Here is a 17,292-nt window from a genome sequence, read left to right on the forward strand (position 1 = left end):
GATTACTGCGCTTTCGCTCTGTTACTGTGCTTTTGCAATGGCAAGTTTCAGACCAAGTGCAATGAAAACCACACCACTTGTTCTGTCGATCCATTTGGAGGCGCGCGAGAAAACCGCGCGCATCTTTGGCGTCGTCATAAAAAGGCTGACACCGATAAACCATGAAATCAATGCCGTGGCCATTACCACGCCATAGCCAAGCTTCACTTCAGTCGGAGTATGAAGGCTCACAACCGTCGAGAAAATCGAAAGGAAGAAGAATACGGCCTTGGGGTTGAGCGCATTGGCGGCAAAGCCCAGACTGAAAGCCTTTAGCGCGCTCTGCTTGCGCTGCTGGTCCTGTGCGCTCATATCGATATCGATCTTCGTCGTACCAGCACGCAGTGCCTTGATGCCGATATAGACCAGATAGGCCACACCGCACCATTTCACGATATTGAAGAGATAGATCGACTGGGAAATGATCAGCCCGAGACCAAGCACCGTATAGGTGACATGCATCATGAAGGCTGCACCAATACCAAAGCTGGTAATGATTGCCTCGCGACGCCCCTGCATCAACGACTGGCGGATAACCATGGCGAGATCAGCGCCCGGCGAAACGATGGCAAAGACGAAGATCGCCATCAGGGATGCAAGTTCAAACAGATAGGGATGCATCACTTTTCCTCGCCCCGCATCTCAGGGATGCAGGCAACCGTCAAAAAACCAGATTGAAAAACATGAGTGCAAGCCCGGCCAGCGAACCGATCCAGACGAGCGAGCGGATATAAGGAATACCCGCCAGATAAAGCGGCACATAGATGATGCGGCAGGCAAACCAGACCCAAGCACCATAAAGTCCGAAACCTGCTGCATCGCCCTTGAACACAAGTGCAAGCGCAAGTGCTATAAATGCAGGGTAGGTCTCGCGGAAATTGGCGGAAGCACGTTCCGCGCGACCAGCCAGATGGCCGGAGGGCTTACGCCCTTCATCACGCGGACCCGCATTCCATTGGGAGCCGAGTTCTTTCGTCGCCGTCCAGCCCTGCAGGAGGATGTGAACCACCAGCAGAACCACACTCCAGCCGATCAGCGGGAGAAAAGGCGACGCGGAAAAGATACCCGGCTCCATAGCTCTATTCCTTACAGGTCAAGAACCAGACGCTCTGGATCTTCCAGGCTTTCCTTGACGCGAACGAGGAAGGTCACTGCTTCCTTGCCGTCAACAATGCGGTGATCGTAGCTGAGAGCCAGATACATCATCGGACGGATGACGATCTGACCGCCGACGACAACCGGACGATCCTGGATCTTGTGCATGCCGAGAATACCCGACTGCGGCGAGTTGAGGATCGGCGAAGACATCAGCGAACCGTACACACCACCATTGGTGATGGTGAAGGTGCCGCCCTGCATGTCAGCCATCGAGAGCGAACCGTCGCGTGCAGCTTTTGCAAGACGACCCAGTTCCTTTTCAACGCCAGCGATCGAACGCTGATCGGCATCGCGGATGACAGGAACAACAAGGCCCTTGTCGGTGCCGACAGCCATGCCGACGTGAGCAAAGTTCTTGTAGATGATGTCAGTGCCGTCGATCTCGGCGTTAACAGCCGGGATTTCCTTCAGCGCATGGGTCACGGCCTTCGTGAAGAAGCCCATGAAGCCGAGCTTGACGCCATGCTTCTTCTCGAAGATGTCCTTGTAACGCGAACGCAGTTCCATCACCGCAGACATGTCGACTTCGTTGTAAGTCGTCAGCATCGCAGCGGTATTCTGAGCGTCCTTGAGGCGCTTGGCAATGGTCTGGCGCAGACGGGTCATCTTCACGCGTTCTTCGCGTGGTGCATCGTCAGCCGACGAAGCAGGACGTGCAGCGGCAGCAGGAGCCTGAGCGGCTGGAGCAGCCGAAACACCCTTAGCAATTGCGTCGAGAACGTCACCCTTGAGAACCTGACCGCGCTTGCCCGAACCTTCAACCTGATCAGCGGAAAGGCCGTTTTCAGAAAGAAGCTTGGAGGCAGCAGGCGCAGGCTGCATTGCCGGACCCGACGATGTCGACGCAACAGGAGCTGCCGCAGCCGGAGCAGCAGCTGCTGCTGGCTTGGCTTCTTCCTTCCTGGGAGCAGGTGCAGCACCTGCGCCAGAAATCTGACCGAGCAGTGCGTTCACTTCAACCGTGTCGCCTTCCTGTGCCACGATTTCGGCCAGTACGCCCGCAGCCGCAGCTGGAACTTCCACTGTTACCTTGTCGGTTTCCAGTTCCACCAGAGGTTCATCGACAGCGATAGCATCGCCGACCTTCTTGAACCACTTTCCGATGGTTGCCTCAGTAACGGACTCCCCAAGCGTGGGAACGCGAATTTCGGTAGCCATGGTTTCTTCTTCCGTTGATCTTCGATCTTTAGATTTGATTTCAATTCAAGCCGGAAGCAGCTTTTCCAAACCGCTCCCCGCCGAAAATTAAATTAGTTTCCCAGCGCATCCTCGAGGAAAGCCTCGAGCTGTGCAAGGTGCTTCGACATCAGGCCGGTTGCAGGCGATGCCGCAGCCGGACGACCGGTGTAGCGAACGCGCTGATGCTTGGCGTCGATATGAGCGAGAACCCATTCGAGATACGGATCGATGAACGACCACGCACCCATGTTCTTCGGCTCTTCCTGACACCAGACGATTTCCGCATGACGGAAGCGCGAGAGCTCGTTGATGAGCGCCTTGGCAGGGAACGGATAAAGCTGTTCCACGCGCAGCAGGTAGACATCGTCGATGCCACGCTTTTCGCGCTCTTCGTAAAGATCGTAATAGACCTTACCCGAGCACAGAACGACGCGGCGGATCTTGGCATCCTTCTGAAGCTTGATACCATCGCCCTTGTTGTACTGTGCGTCATCCCAAAGCAGACGGTGGAACGATGAATCGCCCGACAGTTCGTTGAGGCTCGAAACAGCACGCTTATGGCGCAGCAGCGACTTCGGCGTCATCATGATGAGCGGCTTACGGAAGTCACGCTTCATCTGACGGCGCAGAATGTGGAAGTAGTTAGCCGGCGTCGTAACGTTTGCGACCTGCATGTTGTCTTCCGCACACATCTGCAACCAGCGTTCCAGACGAGCCGAGGAATGTTCAGGACCCTGACCTTCAAAGCCATGCGGCAGAAGGCAGACAAGACCCGACATACGCAGCCACTTGCGTTCACCCGACGAGATGAACTGATCGAAGACGACCTGAGCACCGTTGGCGAAGTCACCGAACTGGGCTTCCCAGAGAACCAGAGCGCGTGGATCGGACAGCGAATAACCGTACTCGTATCCAAGTACCGCTTCTTCCGAAAGCATCGAGTTGATGGCTTCGTAGATCGCCTGACCCTTCTGAATGTTGTTCAGAGGGATATAACGGTTCTGGGTTTCCTGATCATAGAGAACCGTGTGACGCTGCGAGAAGGTGCCGCGCTCCACGTCCTGACCGGACAGACGGATCGGGCTGCCTTCGGAAACCAGCGAACCGAATGCCAGCGATTCAGCCGTTGCCCAATCGAGGCCTTCACCGGTTTCAATCATCTTGGCGCGGTTGTCGAGGAAGCGCTGAATGGTGCGATGAACATTGAAGTCCTTTGGCACTTCAACGAGCTTCTTGCCGATTTCTTTCAGCGTCTTGATCGGAACACCGGTTTTGCCACGGCGCTGTTCGTCGGCATTGTCTGCCGTGCGCAGGCCAGCCCAGGCACCGTCCAGCCAGTCAGCCTTGTTCGGCTTGTAGCTCTGACCGGCTTCAAATTCCTGTTCAAGCTTTTCGCGCCATTCAGCCTTCATCTTGTCGATGTCAGCCTGAGCGAGAAGACCTTCAGCAATCAGCTTGTCGCTGTAAAGCTGAACAGTTGTCTTGTGCGCGCGGATTTCCTTATACATCAATGGCTGGGTGAATGAAGGCTCATCACCTTCATTGTGGCCGAAGCGGCGGTAGCAGAACATGTCGATGACCACCGGCTTATGGAAGGTCATGCGGAATTCCATCGCAACCTTGGCTGCGAAGACAACAGCTTCCGGATCGTCACCATTGACGTGGAAAACAGGCGCTTCAACCATCTTTGCCACATCCGATGGATAAGGCGAAGAACGCGAGAAGGCCGGATTGGTGGTGAAGCCGATCTGGTTGTTGATGATGAAGTGCAGAGTACCACCAACGCGGTGGCCTTTCAGACCCGAAAGACCGAGACACTCGGCAACAACACCCTGACCTGCGAAAGCGGCATCGCCGTGCAGAAGCAGCGGCAGAACCTTGGCGCGTTCCGTCAGCGGAACCATGTCATCGCGGGTACGGCCAACAAGCAGATCCTGCTTGGCGCGTGCCTTGCCCATGACAACCGGGTTGACGATTTCAAGGTGTGACGGGTTTGCAGTCAGCGAAAGGTGAACCTTGTTGCCGTCGAACTCGCGGTCCGACGATGCACCAAGATGGTACTTCACGTCGCCCGAACCTTCCACATCGTCAGGCGCATAGGAACCGCCCTTGAACTCGTGGAAGATTGCGCGATGCGGCTTGCCCATAACCTGGGAAAGCACGTTCAGACGACCACGGTGCGCCATGCCAAGCACGACTTCCTTGAGGCCCATCTGACCGCCACGCTTGACGATCTGCTCCAGCGCCGGGATCAGCGATTCACCGCCATCAAGACCGAAACGCTTGGTGCCCTTATACTTCACGTCGATGAACTGTTCGAAACCTTCAGCTTCGATCAGCTTCGACAGAATGGCCTTCTTGCCTTCAGCAGTGAAAGCATAGCCTTTGTCTGGACCTTCGATGCGTTCCTGAATCCAGGCCTTTTCGACTGGATCAGAGATGTGCATGAATTCTACGCCGATGTTGCCGCAATAGGTGCGCTTGAGAATTTCAAGCATCTGCGGAACAGTCGCATATTCAAGACCGAGAACGTTATCGATGAAGATCTTGCGATCGTAATCGGCAGGCGTGAAGCCATAGGTTGCCGGATCAAGTTCGCTAAAATCGTTTGGCTTTTCAGCAAGACCAAGCGGATCGAGATTGGCATGAAGATGGCCACGCATACGGAATGCGCGGATCATCATGATGGCGCGAACGCTGTCGCGTGCAGCCTGTGCAATCTCTTCCGAAGTCAGTGCGGCAGCAGAAGCGGACTTGGCATCACCTTTTGCAGACTTGCCCTTGAGCTTGTCGGTCACATGCTTTTCGACTTCGGCCCAATTGCCGTCGAGTGCCGAGATCAACTCGCCATTGGCCTGAATTGGCCAGTTCTTGCGAGTCCAGCTTGCGCCCTGTGCGTTCTTACGCACATCGTCGGCATTGTCTTTCAGCTGTGCGAAGAAATCGCGCCATTCCTGATCAACCGAAGTGGGATCATCCTCGTACTTGGCATACAGCTCCTCGATATAGTCGGCATTGCCGCCATAGAGGAAAGAGGTAAGGGCGAAAACGTCGTTGGCTTGTTCTTGCCTTGCCATAACCTAATCCGGAGCCTCCGCTCCGTCTCCTTGTAGTAGCTCATCATGCGCGGGCCGGAAGCTTTTGACCTTCATCCCTCACGCCGCCGGGGAGGAACCACAACAGACCCCGGCATAACTCGATCGCAAATTCAATTCTTGCGGAAGAATGATGGCCAAAGCCTGACATTCCCTTAAACCGGCCGCCCCGGTATTTTTGCGCGCATCTTGTCCGAAAACCGCTTCACACTTTTCGGGATACGCTTGCCCCGGCAGCAGCTTTCGCCACTGCCGGTTCATTTCAATCAGCTACGTAGTCTCAGCCCTTGAGGACTTCAACCAGCGTCTTGCCGAGCTGTGCTGGCGAAGGAGACACGCGAATGCCAGCCGATTCCATGGCTGCAATCTTGTCTTCTGCGCCGCCCTTGCCGCCCGAAATCACGGCGCCGGCATGGCCCATGGTGCGTCCGGCAGGAGCCGTACGGCCAGCAATAAAGCCAACCATTGGCTTCTTGCGACCGCGCTTGGCTTCGTCCTTCAGGAACTGAGCCGCATCTTCTTCAGCCGAACCGCCGATTTCACCGATCATGACGATCGACTTGGTTTCGTCGTCGGCCAGGAACATTTCCAGCACGTCGATGAACTCGGTGCCCTTGACCGGATCGCCGCCGATACCGACAGCAGTGGTCTGGCCGAGGCCTTCGTTCGAAGTCTGGAACACTGCTTCATAGGTAAGTGTGCCAGAGCGGGAAACAACACCCACCGAACCCTTCTTGAAGATATTGCCCGGCATGATGCCGATCTTGCATTCTTCAGGGGTCAGGATGCCTGGGCAGTTTGGTCCGAGCAGGCGCGACTTCGAGCGTTCCAGACGCTCCTTGACGCGAACCATGTCCATGACTGGAATGCCTTCGGTGATGCAGACGATGAAGCCGACTTCAGCTTCGATCGCTTCGATGATTGCATCTGCTGCACCTGCTGGCGGAACGTAGATCACCGATGCGTCTGCACCTGTGCGTTCCTTGGCTTCTGCAACAGTTGCGAAGATCGGAAGCTTTTCGCCCCTCGAGCCTTCCCAGGTTTCGCCACCCTTTTTCGGGTGAATACCGCCGACCATCTGCGTGCCGTAATAAGCAAGCGCCTGTTCGGTGTGGAAAGTACCGGTCTTGCCGGTCAGGCCCTGTACGAGAACCTTGGTGTCCTTGTTAACGAGAATGGACATGCCTTAGTTTCCCTTCACTGCAGCGACGATTTTCTGTGCCGCATCGTCGAGATCGTCAGCCGAAATAACATTCAGGCCGCTCTCGTTGATGATCTTCTTGCCAAGCTCGACATTGGTGCCTTCAAGACGGACAACCAGAGGAACCTTGAGGCCGACTTCCTTGACCGCAGCGATAACGCCTTCAGCGATAACGTCGCACTTCATGATGCCGCCAAAGATGTTGACCAGAATACCCTGAACAGCCGGATCAGCGGTGATGATCTTGAACGCGGACGTGACTTTCTCCTTGGTAGCACCGCCACCAACGTCGAGGAAGTTAGCTGGCTCAGCGCCGTAGAGCTTGATGATGTCCATGGTTGCCATAGCAAGGCCTGCGCCGTTGACCATGCAGCCGATGTTGCCATCAAGAGCGACGTAAGCGAGATCGTGCTTGGAAGCTTCGATTTCCTTTTCGTCTTCTTCCGACAGATCGCGCAGTTCCTGAATGTCAGGATGACGGAACAGTGCATTGCCGTCGAACGATACCTTGGCATCGAGAACGCGCACGCGGCCATCGGTCATGACGATCAGCGGGTTGATTTCCAGAAGGCTCATGTCCTTTTCGGAGAATGCCTTGTAGAGGATCGGGAACAGCTTGAGGCCGTCTTCACGCGCTGCATCCTTAAGCTCTAACGCATCGGCGAGCTTGTTGGCGTCTTCATCGGTCACGCCCTTGGCAGGATCGATTGCAACGGTGATGATCTTTTCTGGCGTTTCTTCAGCAACAGCTTCAATGTCCATGCCGCCTTCGGTCGAAACGACGAAAGCAGGACGGCCAACGGTGCGGTCGATGAGGATCGAGAGATAAAGCTCGCGCTCGATGTCTGCGCCATCTTCGATGTATAGACGGTTGACCTGCTTGCCAGCTTCACCGGTCTGCTTGGTCACGAGCGTGTTGCCGAGCATTTCCTTTGCATGGGAAACAACTTCTTCGATCGACTTTGCAAGGCGAACGCCGCCCTTTGCATCAGGACCGAGTTCCTTGAACTTGCCCTTGCCGCGTCCACCAGCATGGATCTGGCTCTTGACGACATAAAGCGGTCCTGGAAGCGTCTTTGCCCATTCTTCCGCCTGTTCGACGGAATAAACAGCCACACCATTGGCGATTGGGGCGCCGAAAGTGTGAAGCAGGCGCTTGGCCTGATATTCGTGAATATTCATCTGGTTGTCCTCTGCGGATTAACAGCCGGAAAAGGCCGGGCTGCTCTCAAGAGCGATCCGGCCTTGTCTGGAACTTATTTCAGTGACGGAGCGATACCGACGCAAGCTTCGCAAAGACCGGCAACAGATGCGACCGACTTTTCGAACTCGGCCTTTTCGTCCTTATCGAGATCGATCTCGATAATACGTTCAACGCCGTTGGCACCGATCACAGTTGGAACGCCGACATACATGTCCTTGACGCCATACTGACCGGAAAGCTGTGCTGCGACTGGCAGAACGCGCTTCTTGTCCTTGAGGTAGGATTCAGCCATCTGGATTGCAGAAGCAGCCGGTGCATAGAAAGCAGAACCGGTCTTGAGCAGGCCGACGATTTCTGCGCCGCCATCACGGGTGCGCTGAATGATCTTGTCGAGCTTTTCCTGGCTGGTCCAGCCCATCTTGACGAGGTCTGGAAGCGGGATACCGGCAACGGTCGAGTAACGAGCAAGCGGAACCATGCTGTCGCCGTGGCCACCAAGCACGAATGCAGTGACATCTTCGACCGACACGTTGAATTCTTCCGACAGGAAGTAGCGGAAACGGGCGCTGTCCAGAACGCCAGCCATGCCGACAACCTTGTGTGCTGGCAGACCGGAGAACTTCTGCAAAGCCCAGACCATCGCATCAAGCGGGTTGGTGATGCAGATGACGAAAGCTTCAGGCGCATATTTCTTGATGCCTGCGCCGACCTGTTCCATGACCTTCAGGTTGATACCCAGAAGATCGTCGCGGCTCATGCCTGGCTTACGCGGCACGCCTGCGGTTACGATGACAACGTCTGCGCCTTCGATTGCGGCATAGTCGTTTGCACCGGTGAACTTCGCATCAAAACCGTCAACCGGTGAAGATTCTGCAATATCCAGTCCCTTACCCTGCGGAGTACCTTCCGCAATGTCGAAAAGGACGACGTCGCCGAGTTCCTTCAGACCAGCAAGATGAGCGAGCGTGCCGCCGATCATGCCGGAGCCGATGAGGGCAATCTTGTTGCGTGCCATGATTGTTTCTTTCCTCAAGTTTGATCCAGAAACGCATGAAGCTATCCGGTTTCCTCCCGGAAAACGCGTCTGCGCTGCGAGGGTTCGATAGGACTCTTTGCAAAAAAACTCAACTCATTATTTTGCGACCAATGTTTTCAATCGGTTAGATTTATATGTTCTTACGTAAACGTAAGATATTTTGGCAAAATGGAGGCAACTGAGTCTTATCGTCCGGCTGTTACGCATTGCTCAGAACACGCCAGCCGGGCCGTCATTCATTTTTAAAGGCCATTCACGTCTATAGGAGGAAACACGATCAGCAAACAACCGCATTCAACCCAAGCTCTTGCCGAAGCAACATAGCCCTCGAATGCTATAAGTCGAGTCTGTGGCAGTTCGATGATGGAGCGCATCCCAAAAGCAGAGGAATGCGAACCGTCTCAGCCTGCTGATTTTTCTGCAAATGCTTCCAGATATTCCGCGCTCTGCATTTCAAACAGGCGGGAAGCCGTGCGATCAAACTCGAAGGCTTCTACGCCTTTGCTTGCTTGATAAAGCTTTTCAGGCTGTGCTTCGGCAGAGATGAAAAGCCGCGCGTGATGATCGTAAAGCACGTCGATCAGCAGAATGAAGCGCTTGGCCTCATTGCGACGCGAATAATCAAGCACCGGCACATCATCAACAAACAGCGTCTGATAGCGTGTGACGATGGCGATATAATCGTTGGCTGCAAGCGGCTGGGCGCACAGTTCATCGAAGGTGAAGCGTGCGGCCCCCGGCACTGCATGACGCACGGGAATATCGCGTCCCTTGATATGCACCACGTCTGGCTTTTCTTGCCGACCATCCTTATGCGCGGTCCAGGCGGCATCCATGCGCTTGGCCGTCTCGGAACCAAGCGGCGTCAGATAAACCGGCTGACGGTCGAGCTTTTCCAGTCGGTAATCGGTGCGTGAATCGAGATTGATCACATCAACATGCTGCTTAAGGATATCGACAAAGGGTAGAAACAGCTGACGGTTCAGCCCGTCGCGATAAAGATTGTCAGGCGCCACGTTGGATGTCGCGATCAGCACCACGCCGCGCGCAAACAATGCATTGAACAGGCGCGACAGGATCATCGCGTCGGCAATGTCGGTCACAGTAAATTCGTCGAAGCAAAGCACCCACGCCTGTTCGGCCAAAGCTTCAGCCACCGGCGGGATCGGATCTTCCTGCTTGGTTTCGCCTCGCTTCAATGCCTGACGATGCGCATTGATGCGCTCATGCGCATCAGCCATAAAATCATTGAAATGCGCACGGCGTTTGCGTTCGACCGGCAAAAGCTGGAAGAACATATCCATCAGCATGGTCTTGCCGCGACCAACTTCGCCATGAACATAAAGTCCTTTGACGGTGGCAACTTCCTTGCGCTTGCCAAACAACCAGCCAAGCGCACTCGATTTGCGCGAAAGACGTTTGGTGCAAACTTCCTCGATCAGCCGGTCATAGCGTGCAGTCAGTTCAAGCTGTGCGGGATCGGATTCGACCTCGCCTGCCTTGACCAGCGCGTCATAATGCTCGCGAACCGAGGGGAACGCCTTCAAATTACCATCGAAAGACATGATTGCCTGTCCCACCGCTCAATTACGAAAAAGGCGGAGCGTCTCACGACTGCCCCGCCTGTCTTTAACTCAATAGGCTTATCAACGCGACAGCGAAACTGCCTGACCGCTCGTGGTCTGACCGTCGAATCGGCCCTGACCGGAAGAATAAAGCGTAGCGACCGTGCCGCCATTCGCATCATAGAGCGAAAGCTGCTTGCCGCTGACCGACCAGGAAGCGAGGCTTCCGAGTTCACCCGGGCAACGCAGCGGACCAGCGCGATAGCCCTGACCATACTTGGTCTGTGGCGTTGCGATCTTACAATTCTGACCGGCAAGCGATGCATTCCATACGCCTGCGACAGTGCCCGGCGTCAGATCAGGTGCCGATTCGGGCGGCAGGCTTGCAACCTGCGTTCCGGCCGCTGGCTGCGACATGTCGGTCGTCGGCGCCGTCGGAAACGAGTTAGGAGCGTTCAGATTACCAGACTGTACGGAACTGACGGGAGCAGAACGCAGCGGTGCTGGTGGCGGTGGCGATGCATTGTTGTCAAAACCTCCGACTCGGGAGCTTTGGCAACCGGCCAAAATGACGCCCGCCGCAGCAATGCTGAGCAAACTTGCTTTTGAAATTCCCATCTGGTTCTCCAATTTCGCCAAAAGTCCTGGCATGTTCGTGGGGCTGACTATTCGGGGGAGTGCCCCTCGCACCGTCGAGTTTGAAAGCTCGACCTAAAAACAATATTGCACCGATAAAATGGCGATATGGTTAAAAAATCAACAGCAAGCTACCGTGAATTTATGCAAAAGCATCCATAGAAGGCTTGAAATAGCTTAGAAATTTTCAAAATGGCGCAGGAAGGACACAGTTTTTAGGTAAACACCGATCCACAAATTCAGCAATCAGACCGGGCTTGAGCCAATAACGCGCCGGTACTGGCAATTTGTGGGCTTTTCCGCCATATAGAGCGCATCCCGAAAAGTGTGAAACGGTTTTCGGACAAGATGCGCGTTAAAACAAATGCTCGGAACGCCGATCTGATCCAGTCAGAACGAAACACGATCCAGAGCCTTTCCGATATAGACAGGACCCGGAACCAGCAATGAGTAAGGCCATCTTCGCCAAGATGAACGGACTGGGCAACAAAATCATTGTTGCCGATATGCGCGGACGCAGCGATCGTATCGCTCCGACTGCTGCCATCCGTCTGGCCGGAGAAGAGGCAACTTCCTTTGACCAGATCATGGCGATCCATGATCCAAAAACGCCCGGCACCGATCATTATATTGAGATCATCAATTGTGACGGCACACAGGCGCAAGCCTGTGGCAACGGCACACGCTGCGTGGTGCAGTGGCTTTCCAATGAAAGCGGAAAACAGGATTACACTTTCCAGACACTGGCTGGCATCCTGACCGCCAATGAGCACGAAGACGGGCTGATTACGGTCGATATGGGCAAGCCGCATTTCGACTGGAAGGAAATCCCCCTCGCCCATGAAGTGGACGACACCCGCGCCATTGATCTGTCTGCTGGCCCTGCAGATGCGCCTGTTCTGCAAGCGCCGTCGATTGCATCCATGGGCAATCCGCACGCGATCTTCTGGGTCGAAAACGATGTCTGGTCCTATGCGCTCGATCAATATGGGCCCGGGCTGGAACATGATCCGATTTTCCCGGAACGCGCCAATATTTCCATCGCTCAGGTCACATCGCGCGACAGCATGAACCTGCGCACATGGGAACGTGGTGCGGGCCTTACCCTCGCATGTGGTTCTGCCGCCTGCGCTGCCGCCGTCTCAGGCGCACGTACTGGCCGTACCGAACGCAATGTCACCGTCAATGTCCCAGGCGGCCCGCTCAAGATTGAATGGCGCGAAGACGATCACGTCATGATGACCGGTCCCGCTGAATGGGAATTTGATGGCACATTCGATCCCGCAACCGGCGAATGGGAGTACGCCCCTAATCAGAGCAGAGGTGCTGCCTGATGGCCGTTGAAGTCGTAACTTTCGGATGCCGCCTCAACACCTATGAATCCGAGGTGATGAAGCGCGAGGCAGACAGCGCCGGCCTTGGCGAACTCAAAGATGGCGCGATCATCTTCAACACCTGCGCCGTTACGGCAGAAGCCGTGCGTCAGGCACGTCAGGCCATCCGCAAGGCACGCCGCGACAACCCGGAAGCCCGCATTATCGTCACCGGTTGTGCTGCGCAGACGGAATCGGCCAAATTCGAGGCCATGGATGAAGTCGACCTCATTCTGGGTAATGAGGAAAAGCTCAAGGCCAACTCCTATCGTATGTTGCCCGACTTCGGCGTGAACCAGTTCGAAAAGGTGCGCGTCAACGACATTATGGAAGTGCGCGAAACCGCGAGCCATATGGTCGATGCGATTGAAGGCCGCGCGCGCGCATTTGTGCAGGTGCAGAATGGCTGCGATCATCGCTGCACCTTCTGCATTATCCCTTATGGTCGCGGCAATTCACGCTCGGTGCCGATGGGCGGCGTGGTCGATCAGATCAAGCGCCTCGTCGATAATGGCTATCGCGAAGTGGTTCTGACCGGCGTGGACATGACCTCTTACGGTCCCGATCTGCCGGGAAGCCTGCGTCTCGGCAAGCTGGTGAAGACCGTTCTCAGTCAGGTGCCGGATTTGCAGCGCCTGCGCCTGTCATCCATTGATTCCATCGAGGCCGACGAAGACCTGATGGAAGCAATCGCCAACGAAAAGCGCCTGATGCCCCATCTGCATCTGTCGCTACAGGCAGGCGACGACATGATTTTGAAGCGCATGAAGCGTCGCCATCTGCGTGATGATTCCATCCGATTCTGCGCAGATGTACGCGCACTTCGCCCTGACATCGTGTTCGGTGCCGACATTATTGCAGGTTTCCCGACCGAGACTGAAGAGATGTTTGCAAACTCGATGAAGATCGTCGAGGAATGCGGGCTGACGCATCTGCACGTCTTCCCATACAGCGCACGCGAAGGCACACCGGCTGCACGTATGCCGCAAGTCAGGCGCGAAATCGTCAAGGAACGCGCAGCGCGTTTACGTGCCGTTGGCGACCGGGCTTATGAAAAACACCTCGCTTCTCTCAATGGCACTGTGCAGCGCCTGTTGATCGAGAAGGAAGGCATTGCCCGCACGGAAGGCTTTACGCTGGCCGCTGTTGATCAGGGTAATGCTGGCGAAATTATCGAACGAATTGTGACGGGGCATGACGGTGAAAAACTCCTCACCCGTCAGACAGAGCCGCAAGCGGCTTAAAGCTTAAGGGCATCAGATTTCATGGCAATGGGTTTCATCAAGAAAATGTTCTCCTTCGGCAAGAAGGAGGTTGAAGAAAAGCCGGTCGAACAGCCCGCTCCTGATGCCGTGGAAGCGGCTTTAGAAACACAGCTTCCTGAAACCGTCGAAGCGCCTAGCGAAACCGAAAACACTGTCGTTGAAGTGGTTATTTCCGAACCGGAAGTACCAGTGATCGCCAGTGAGCCTGAGCCTGAGCAGATTGAAGAGCCTGCCGCTGAACCGGTTGAGGAAGAAAAGGCAGAACCGGAGCATCCGGTTGCCGAGATCGAAATCCCGATTGAACAGCCACCGGTGATGGAACCGATCGTGGTTGAAGCACCTGTGCCAGAGCCCATTGTTGCGCCCGTCGTCGAGCCAGAGCCAGAGCCTGTTGCTGAACCCGAACAGGTTGAAATCGCGAAAGTTCCTGAAGTTTCAGAGGCACCCGTTGTTGAGGAAATAGTCGAGCCCGCAACTCAGCCAGAGGCAGCGAAGCCCAAAAAGGTCAAGGTCGCAAAGGCCGTTGAAGAACATCAGGAAGAAGCGCCGGTCGAGGCAGCGCCTGAGCCAAAGCTCTCCTGGTTCGAGCGCCTGCGTCGCGGCCTGCTGCGTTCATCGAATTCATTGAGCGATTCCATCAGCGGTATCTTCACCAAGCGCAAGCTCGATGAGGACACGTTGCAGGATCTTGAAGACGTGCTCATTCAGGCCGATCTCGGCCTTGAAACGGCCATGCGTGTGACCGATGCGCTGTCGTCCGGTCGTTATGGCAAGGACGTGACTGGCGAAGAAGTGCGCAACATCATGGGCGCGGAAATCGAAAAGGTGCTTGGGCCTGTCGCAAAGCCTTTGGAGCTTGATCTCTCGCACAAGCCGCATGTCATTCTGGTTGTCGGCGTCAATGGCACCGGCAAGACCACGACCATCGGCAAGCTTGCCGCAAAACTGACCGCTGGCGGCCTCAAGGTCATGCTTGCGGCAGGCGATACTTTCCGCGCTGCCGCCATCGAACAGCTCCATATCTGGGGCGAGCGCACCGGTTCCCCGGTTGTTTCGAGCAAGCTCGGGGCCGATGCAGCGGGCCTTGCCTATGATGCATGGAAGCAGGCCAAAGATGCGGGCAGCGATGTTCTTATCATCGACACTGCAGGCCGTTTGCAGAACAAGGCCGAACTGATGGACGAACTCGCCAAGATCGTTCGTGTTCTTGGCAAACACGATCCGGAAGCCCCACACACGGTTCTCCAGACCTTGGATGCAACCACCGGCCAGAATGCACTCAATCAGGTCGAGATTTTCAAGAATATCGCTGGCGTCAACGGCCTTGTCATGACCAAGCTTGACGGCACGGCACGCGGCGGCATTCTGGTGGCCATTTCGGCCAAGCACAAGCTTCCGATCTATTTCATCGGCGTCGGCGAAGGCGTCGACGATCTTGAACCATTTGCGGCCAAGGATTTTGCCCGCGCCATCGCAGGAGTTGCCTGATGGAGCATCCCGTTTTCGAACGCGATCCGTCGCAAAAGACCGAAGCAGAACGCAAGGAAGTCCCGCCGCTACTCAAGCTTGCGCTGGAACTCGGACCGCTGCTGGTGTTCTTTTTTGCCAATGCGCGTGGTGAAAGCCTGATCGAGCGCTTTCCGGTACTTGGCCAGATTGGCGAACCGATCTTTCTGGCAACCGCACTCTTCATGGTTGCAACCGTCATTGCGCTTGCCATTTCATGGTCGATGACACGCACCCTGCCGATGATGCCGCTCATTTCCGGCATCGTGGTTCTGGTGTTTGGTGCGCTGACGCTCTGGCTGCACAACGATACCTTCATCAAGATGAAGCCGACCATCGTAAACACGCTGTTTGGCGCGATCTTGCTCGGCGGGCTTTTATTCGGCAAATCCCTGCTTGGTTATGTGTTTGATTCGGCTTTCAAGCTGGATGCAGAGGGTTGGCGCAAGCTGACCTTCCGCTGGGGTTTGTTCTTCATCTTCCTGGCAATTGCCAATGAAGTGGTGTGGCGCAATTTTTCGACCGATGCCTGGGTTTCCTTCAAGGTCTGGGGCATCATGCCGATCACCATTGTCTTCACGCTTTCACAAATGCCGCTTATCCAGAAGCACACTTTGCCTGAGGCGAAAGCCGAATGAATAAGAACGTGATGAAAGCCGAATGAATAAGAGTTCGGTGCAGGCCGAATAACAAACGCATGAAAATGGAGGACGCCATGCCCCAGATCGACAAAAGACTCGATATCGAACAGTTCATCTGCCGCAGCGATAATTATGGCGTTCTCATCCATGATCCTGAAAGTGAGCTGACCGCGGCAATCGACGCGCCGGATGCGCACGCAATCGAAGCGGCGCTCAAGCGCCGTGGCTGGACGCTCGACTTCATTTTCACGACGCATCATCACCTTGATCACGTCGAAGGCAACGAGGCGCTGAAAGCCAAATTCGGCGTCAGCATCATCGGACCAAAGGCTGAGCAAAGCAAAATCCCGACACTTGACCGTACCGTTCAGGACGGCGACGAGTTCACCTTCGGACTTTTCAAGGTCAAAGTGATTTCCACGCCCGGTCACACGGCTGGCGAGATTTCCTTTTATCTGCCAGAAGCAAAAGTGGTGTTTACAGGCGACACGCTTTTTGCACTGGGCTGCGGTCGACTGTTTGAAGGAACACCGGATATCATGTTCCAGTCGCTGCAAAAGCTTGTGGCGCTGCCGGGCGATACTGCCGTTTATTGCGGCCACGAATATACGCAGAGCAATGCACGCTTTGCCTTGACCATCGATCCCGACAATTCGGCATTGAAGGAACGTGCAGCCGAGATTGCGCGGCTCCGTGCAGCTGATAAGATGACCCTGCCCTCCAGCATAGCGCTTGAAATGGCAACCAATCCATTTCTTCGCTGGCACGATGGCCGCATTCGCACGCGGCTTGGAATGCAGGGCGCAACTGATGAAGCGGTTTTCGCGGAAATCCGTAAGCGCAAGGATTTATTCTAGGACATTACCATGATGACGATTTCTCGCTTCAAACAGTTTCATGCAGCAGCTCTGCTCGGCCTTTCTCTTGCGATCCTTCCGCAGTCAGCGAACATGGCCTTTGCCGAAGACATTCTGGCAATTGCAACGCCACCGCAGACACCAGCTGACATCAACAATTTCAAGCTGACCGAAGACCTCCTGACGCGTATGGAAAAAATCCATACGCAGCTTGAGGATATGCAGCTTTCACCGACTGCCGAAGAAGGTCAGGATGCGCAGCCGTCGATGGATTCTATGGTCAAGAGCATCGAATCGCGCCCGCAAGTGGTTGAGGTGATGAAGGCGGAAAATATCGAGCCACGCGATTATCTTCTCGCCTATTTCGCCATGATGAGCGCGCTTGCAGCAGCCGATGCCGAAGAAGAAGATCAGCTTGTCGATGAAGTGAAGCAGATCAATCCCGAGCACGTCGCCTTTGGCAAACAATATGGCGACCGCATTCGCGAACTGATCGGGGAATAGAGTATCAAAAAAAACCGGCGAAGTTTCCTTCGC

General features: G+C 55.2%; 15 protein-coding genes. 6 read left to right on the forward strand and 9 right to left on the reverse strand.

The features are described from left to right. Positions 1-21: 21 nt before the first annotated feature. From CEV34_RS06320 to CEV34_RS06360, 9 genes are all read right to left on the reverse strand, one after another. Positions 22-660: a LysE family translocator gene (locus CEV34_RS06320; protein ID WP_007872212.1), complete on the reverse strand. Its 639-nt coding sequence runs from the start codon at positions 658-660 to the stop codon at positions 22-24. 40 nt (positions 661-700) lie between these two features. After that, complete coding sequence (locus tag CEV34_RS06325) at positions 701-1,114, reverse strand: MAPEG family protein (protein WP_007872214.1); 414 nt, start codon at positions 1,112-1,114, stop codon at positions 701-703. 11 nt (positions 1,115-1,125) lie between these two features. Further along, positions 1,126-2,355, reverse strand: coding sequence for a 2-oxoglutarate dehydrogenase complex dihydrolipoyllysine-residue succinyltransferase (gene odhB / locus CEV34_RS06330; RefSeq protein ID WP_007872216.1), 1,230 nt, complete (start codon positions 2,353-2,355; stop codon positions 1,126-1,128). Between the two features lie 92 nt (positions 2,356-2,447). Further along, positions 2,448-5,453, reverse strand: coding sequence for a 2-oxoglutarate dehydrogenase E1 component (locus CEV34_RS06335; protein WP_007872218.1), 3,006 nt, complete (start codon positions 5,451-5,453; stop codon positions 2,448-2,450). A gap of 298 nt (positions 5,454-5,751) precedes the next feature. After that, positions 5,752-6,654, reverse strand: coding sequence for a succinate--CoA ligase subunit alpha (sucD, locus tag CEV34_RS06340; protein WP_007872220.1), 903 nt, complete (start codon positions 6,652-6,654; stop codon positions 5,752-5,754). Positions 6,655-6,657: 3 nt separating this feature from the next. Then, entirely contained in the window at positions 6,658-7,854 is a 1,197-nt protein-coding gene (gene sucC, locus CEV34_RS06345) for an ADP-forming succinate--CoA ligase subunit beta (RefSeq protein ID WP_007872231.1), read from the reverse strand. A 74-nt stretch (positions 7,855-7,928) separates the two neighbouring features. Then, entirely contained in the window at positions 7,929-8,891 is a 963-nt protein-coding gene (mdh, locus tag CEV34_RS06350) for a malate dehydrogenase (protein WP_007872232.1), read from the reverse strand. A 422-nt stretch (positions 8,892-9,313) separates the two neighbouring features. Then, positions 9,314-10,477 carry a cell division protein ZapE gene (gene zapE, locus CEV34_RS06355; RefSeq protein ID WP_007872233.1) on the reverse strand — a complete coding sequence of 388 codons (1,164 nt, stop codon included), beginning with the start codon at positions 10,475-10,477 and terminating at the stop codon, positions 9,314-9,316. 81 nt (positions 10,478-10,558) lie between these two features. Beyond that, positions 10,559-11,095, reverse strand: a complete 537-nt coding sequence (locus CEV34_RS06360; protein ID WP_007872234.1) for a protease inhibitor Inh/omp19 family protein — start codon at positions 11,093-11,095, stop codon at positions 10,559-10,561. Between the two features lie 464 nt (positions 11,096-11,559). Between CEV34_RS06360 and dapF the strand changes: the two genes are divergently transcribed. The 6 genes from dapF to CEV34_RS06390 all read left to right on the forward strand — a co-directional run bounded on the left by dapF (position 11,560) and on the right by CEV34_RS06390 (position 17,259). After that, positions 11,560-12,447, forward strand: a complete 888-nt coding sequence (gene dapF, locus CEV34_RS06365; RefSeq protein WP_007872235.1) for a diaminopimelate epimerase — start codon at positions 11,560-11,562, stop codon at positions 12,445-12,447. Then, positions 12,447-13,730: a tRNA (N(6)-L-threonylcarbamoyladenosine(37)-C(2))-methylthiotransferase MtaB gene (mtaB, locus tag CEV34_RS06370; RefSeq protein WP_007872236.1), complete on the forward strand. Its 1,284-nt coding sequence runs from the start codon at positions 12,447-12,449 to the stop codon at positions 13,728-13,730. Before dapF ends, mtaB begins: the two co-directional genes overlap by 1 nt. Before the next feature lie 21 nt (positions 13,731-13,751). Next, positions 13,752-15,239, forward strand: coding sequence for a signal recognition particle-docking protein FtsY (gene ftsY, locus CEV34_RS06375; RefSeq protein WP_007872243.1), 1,488 nt, complete (start codon positions 13,752-13,754; stop codon positions 15,237-15,239). After that, positions 15,239-15,895, forward strand: a complete 657-nt coding sequence (locus CEV34_RS06380; RefSeq protein ID WP_007872257.1) for a septation protein A — start codon at positions 15,239-15,241, stop codon at positions 15,893-15,895. Before ftsY ends, CEV34_RS06380 begins: the two co-directional genes overlap by 1 nt. A 77-nt stretch (positions 15,896-15,972) precedes the next feature. Then, on the forward strand, positions 15,973-16,755 hold the full coding sequence (gene gloB / locus CEV34_RS06385; RefSeq protein WP_007872259.1) for a hydroxyacylglutathione hydrolase: 783 nt from the start codon (positions 15,973-15,975) through the stop codon (positions 16,753-16,755). 9 nt (positions 16,756-16,764) lie between these two features. Continuing rightward, positions 16,765-17,259, forward strand: coding sequence for a hypothetical protein (locus tag CEV34_RS06390; protein WP_007872261.1), 495 nt, complete (start codon positions 16,765-16,767; stop codon positions 17,257-17,259). Positions 17,260-17,292 lie beyond the last annotated feature (33 nt).

Origin of the sequence: Brucella pseudogrignonensis (genome assembly GCF_002252525.1) — a bacterium.
In the GTDB taxonomy this organism is placed as follows: domain Bacteria; phylum Pseudomonadota; class Alphaproteobacteria; order Rhizobiales; family Rhizobiaceae; genus Brucella; species Brucella pseudogrignonensis.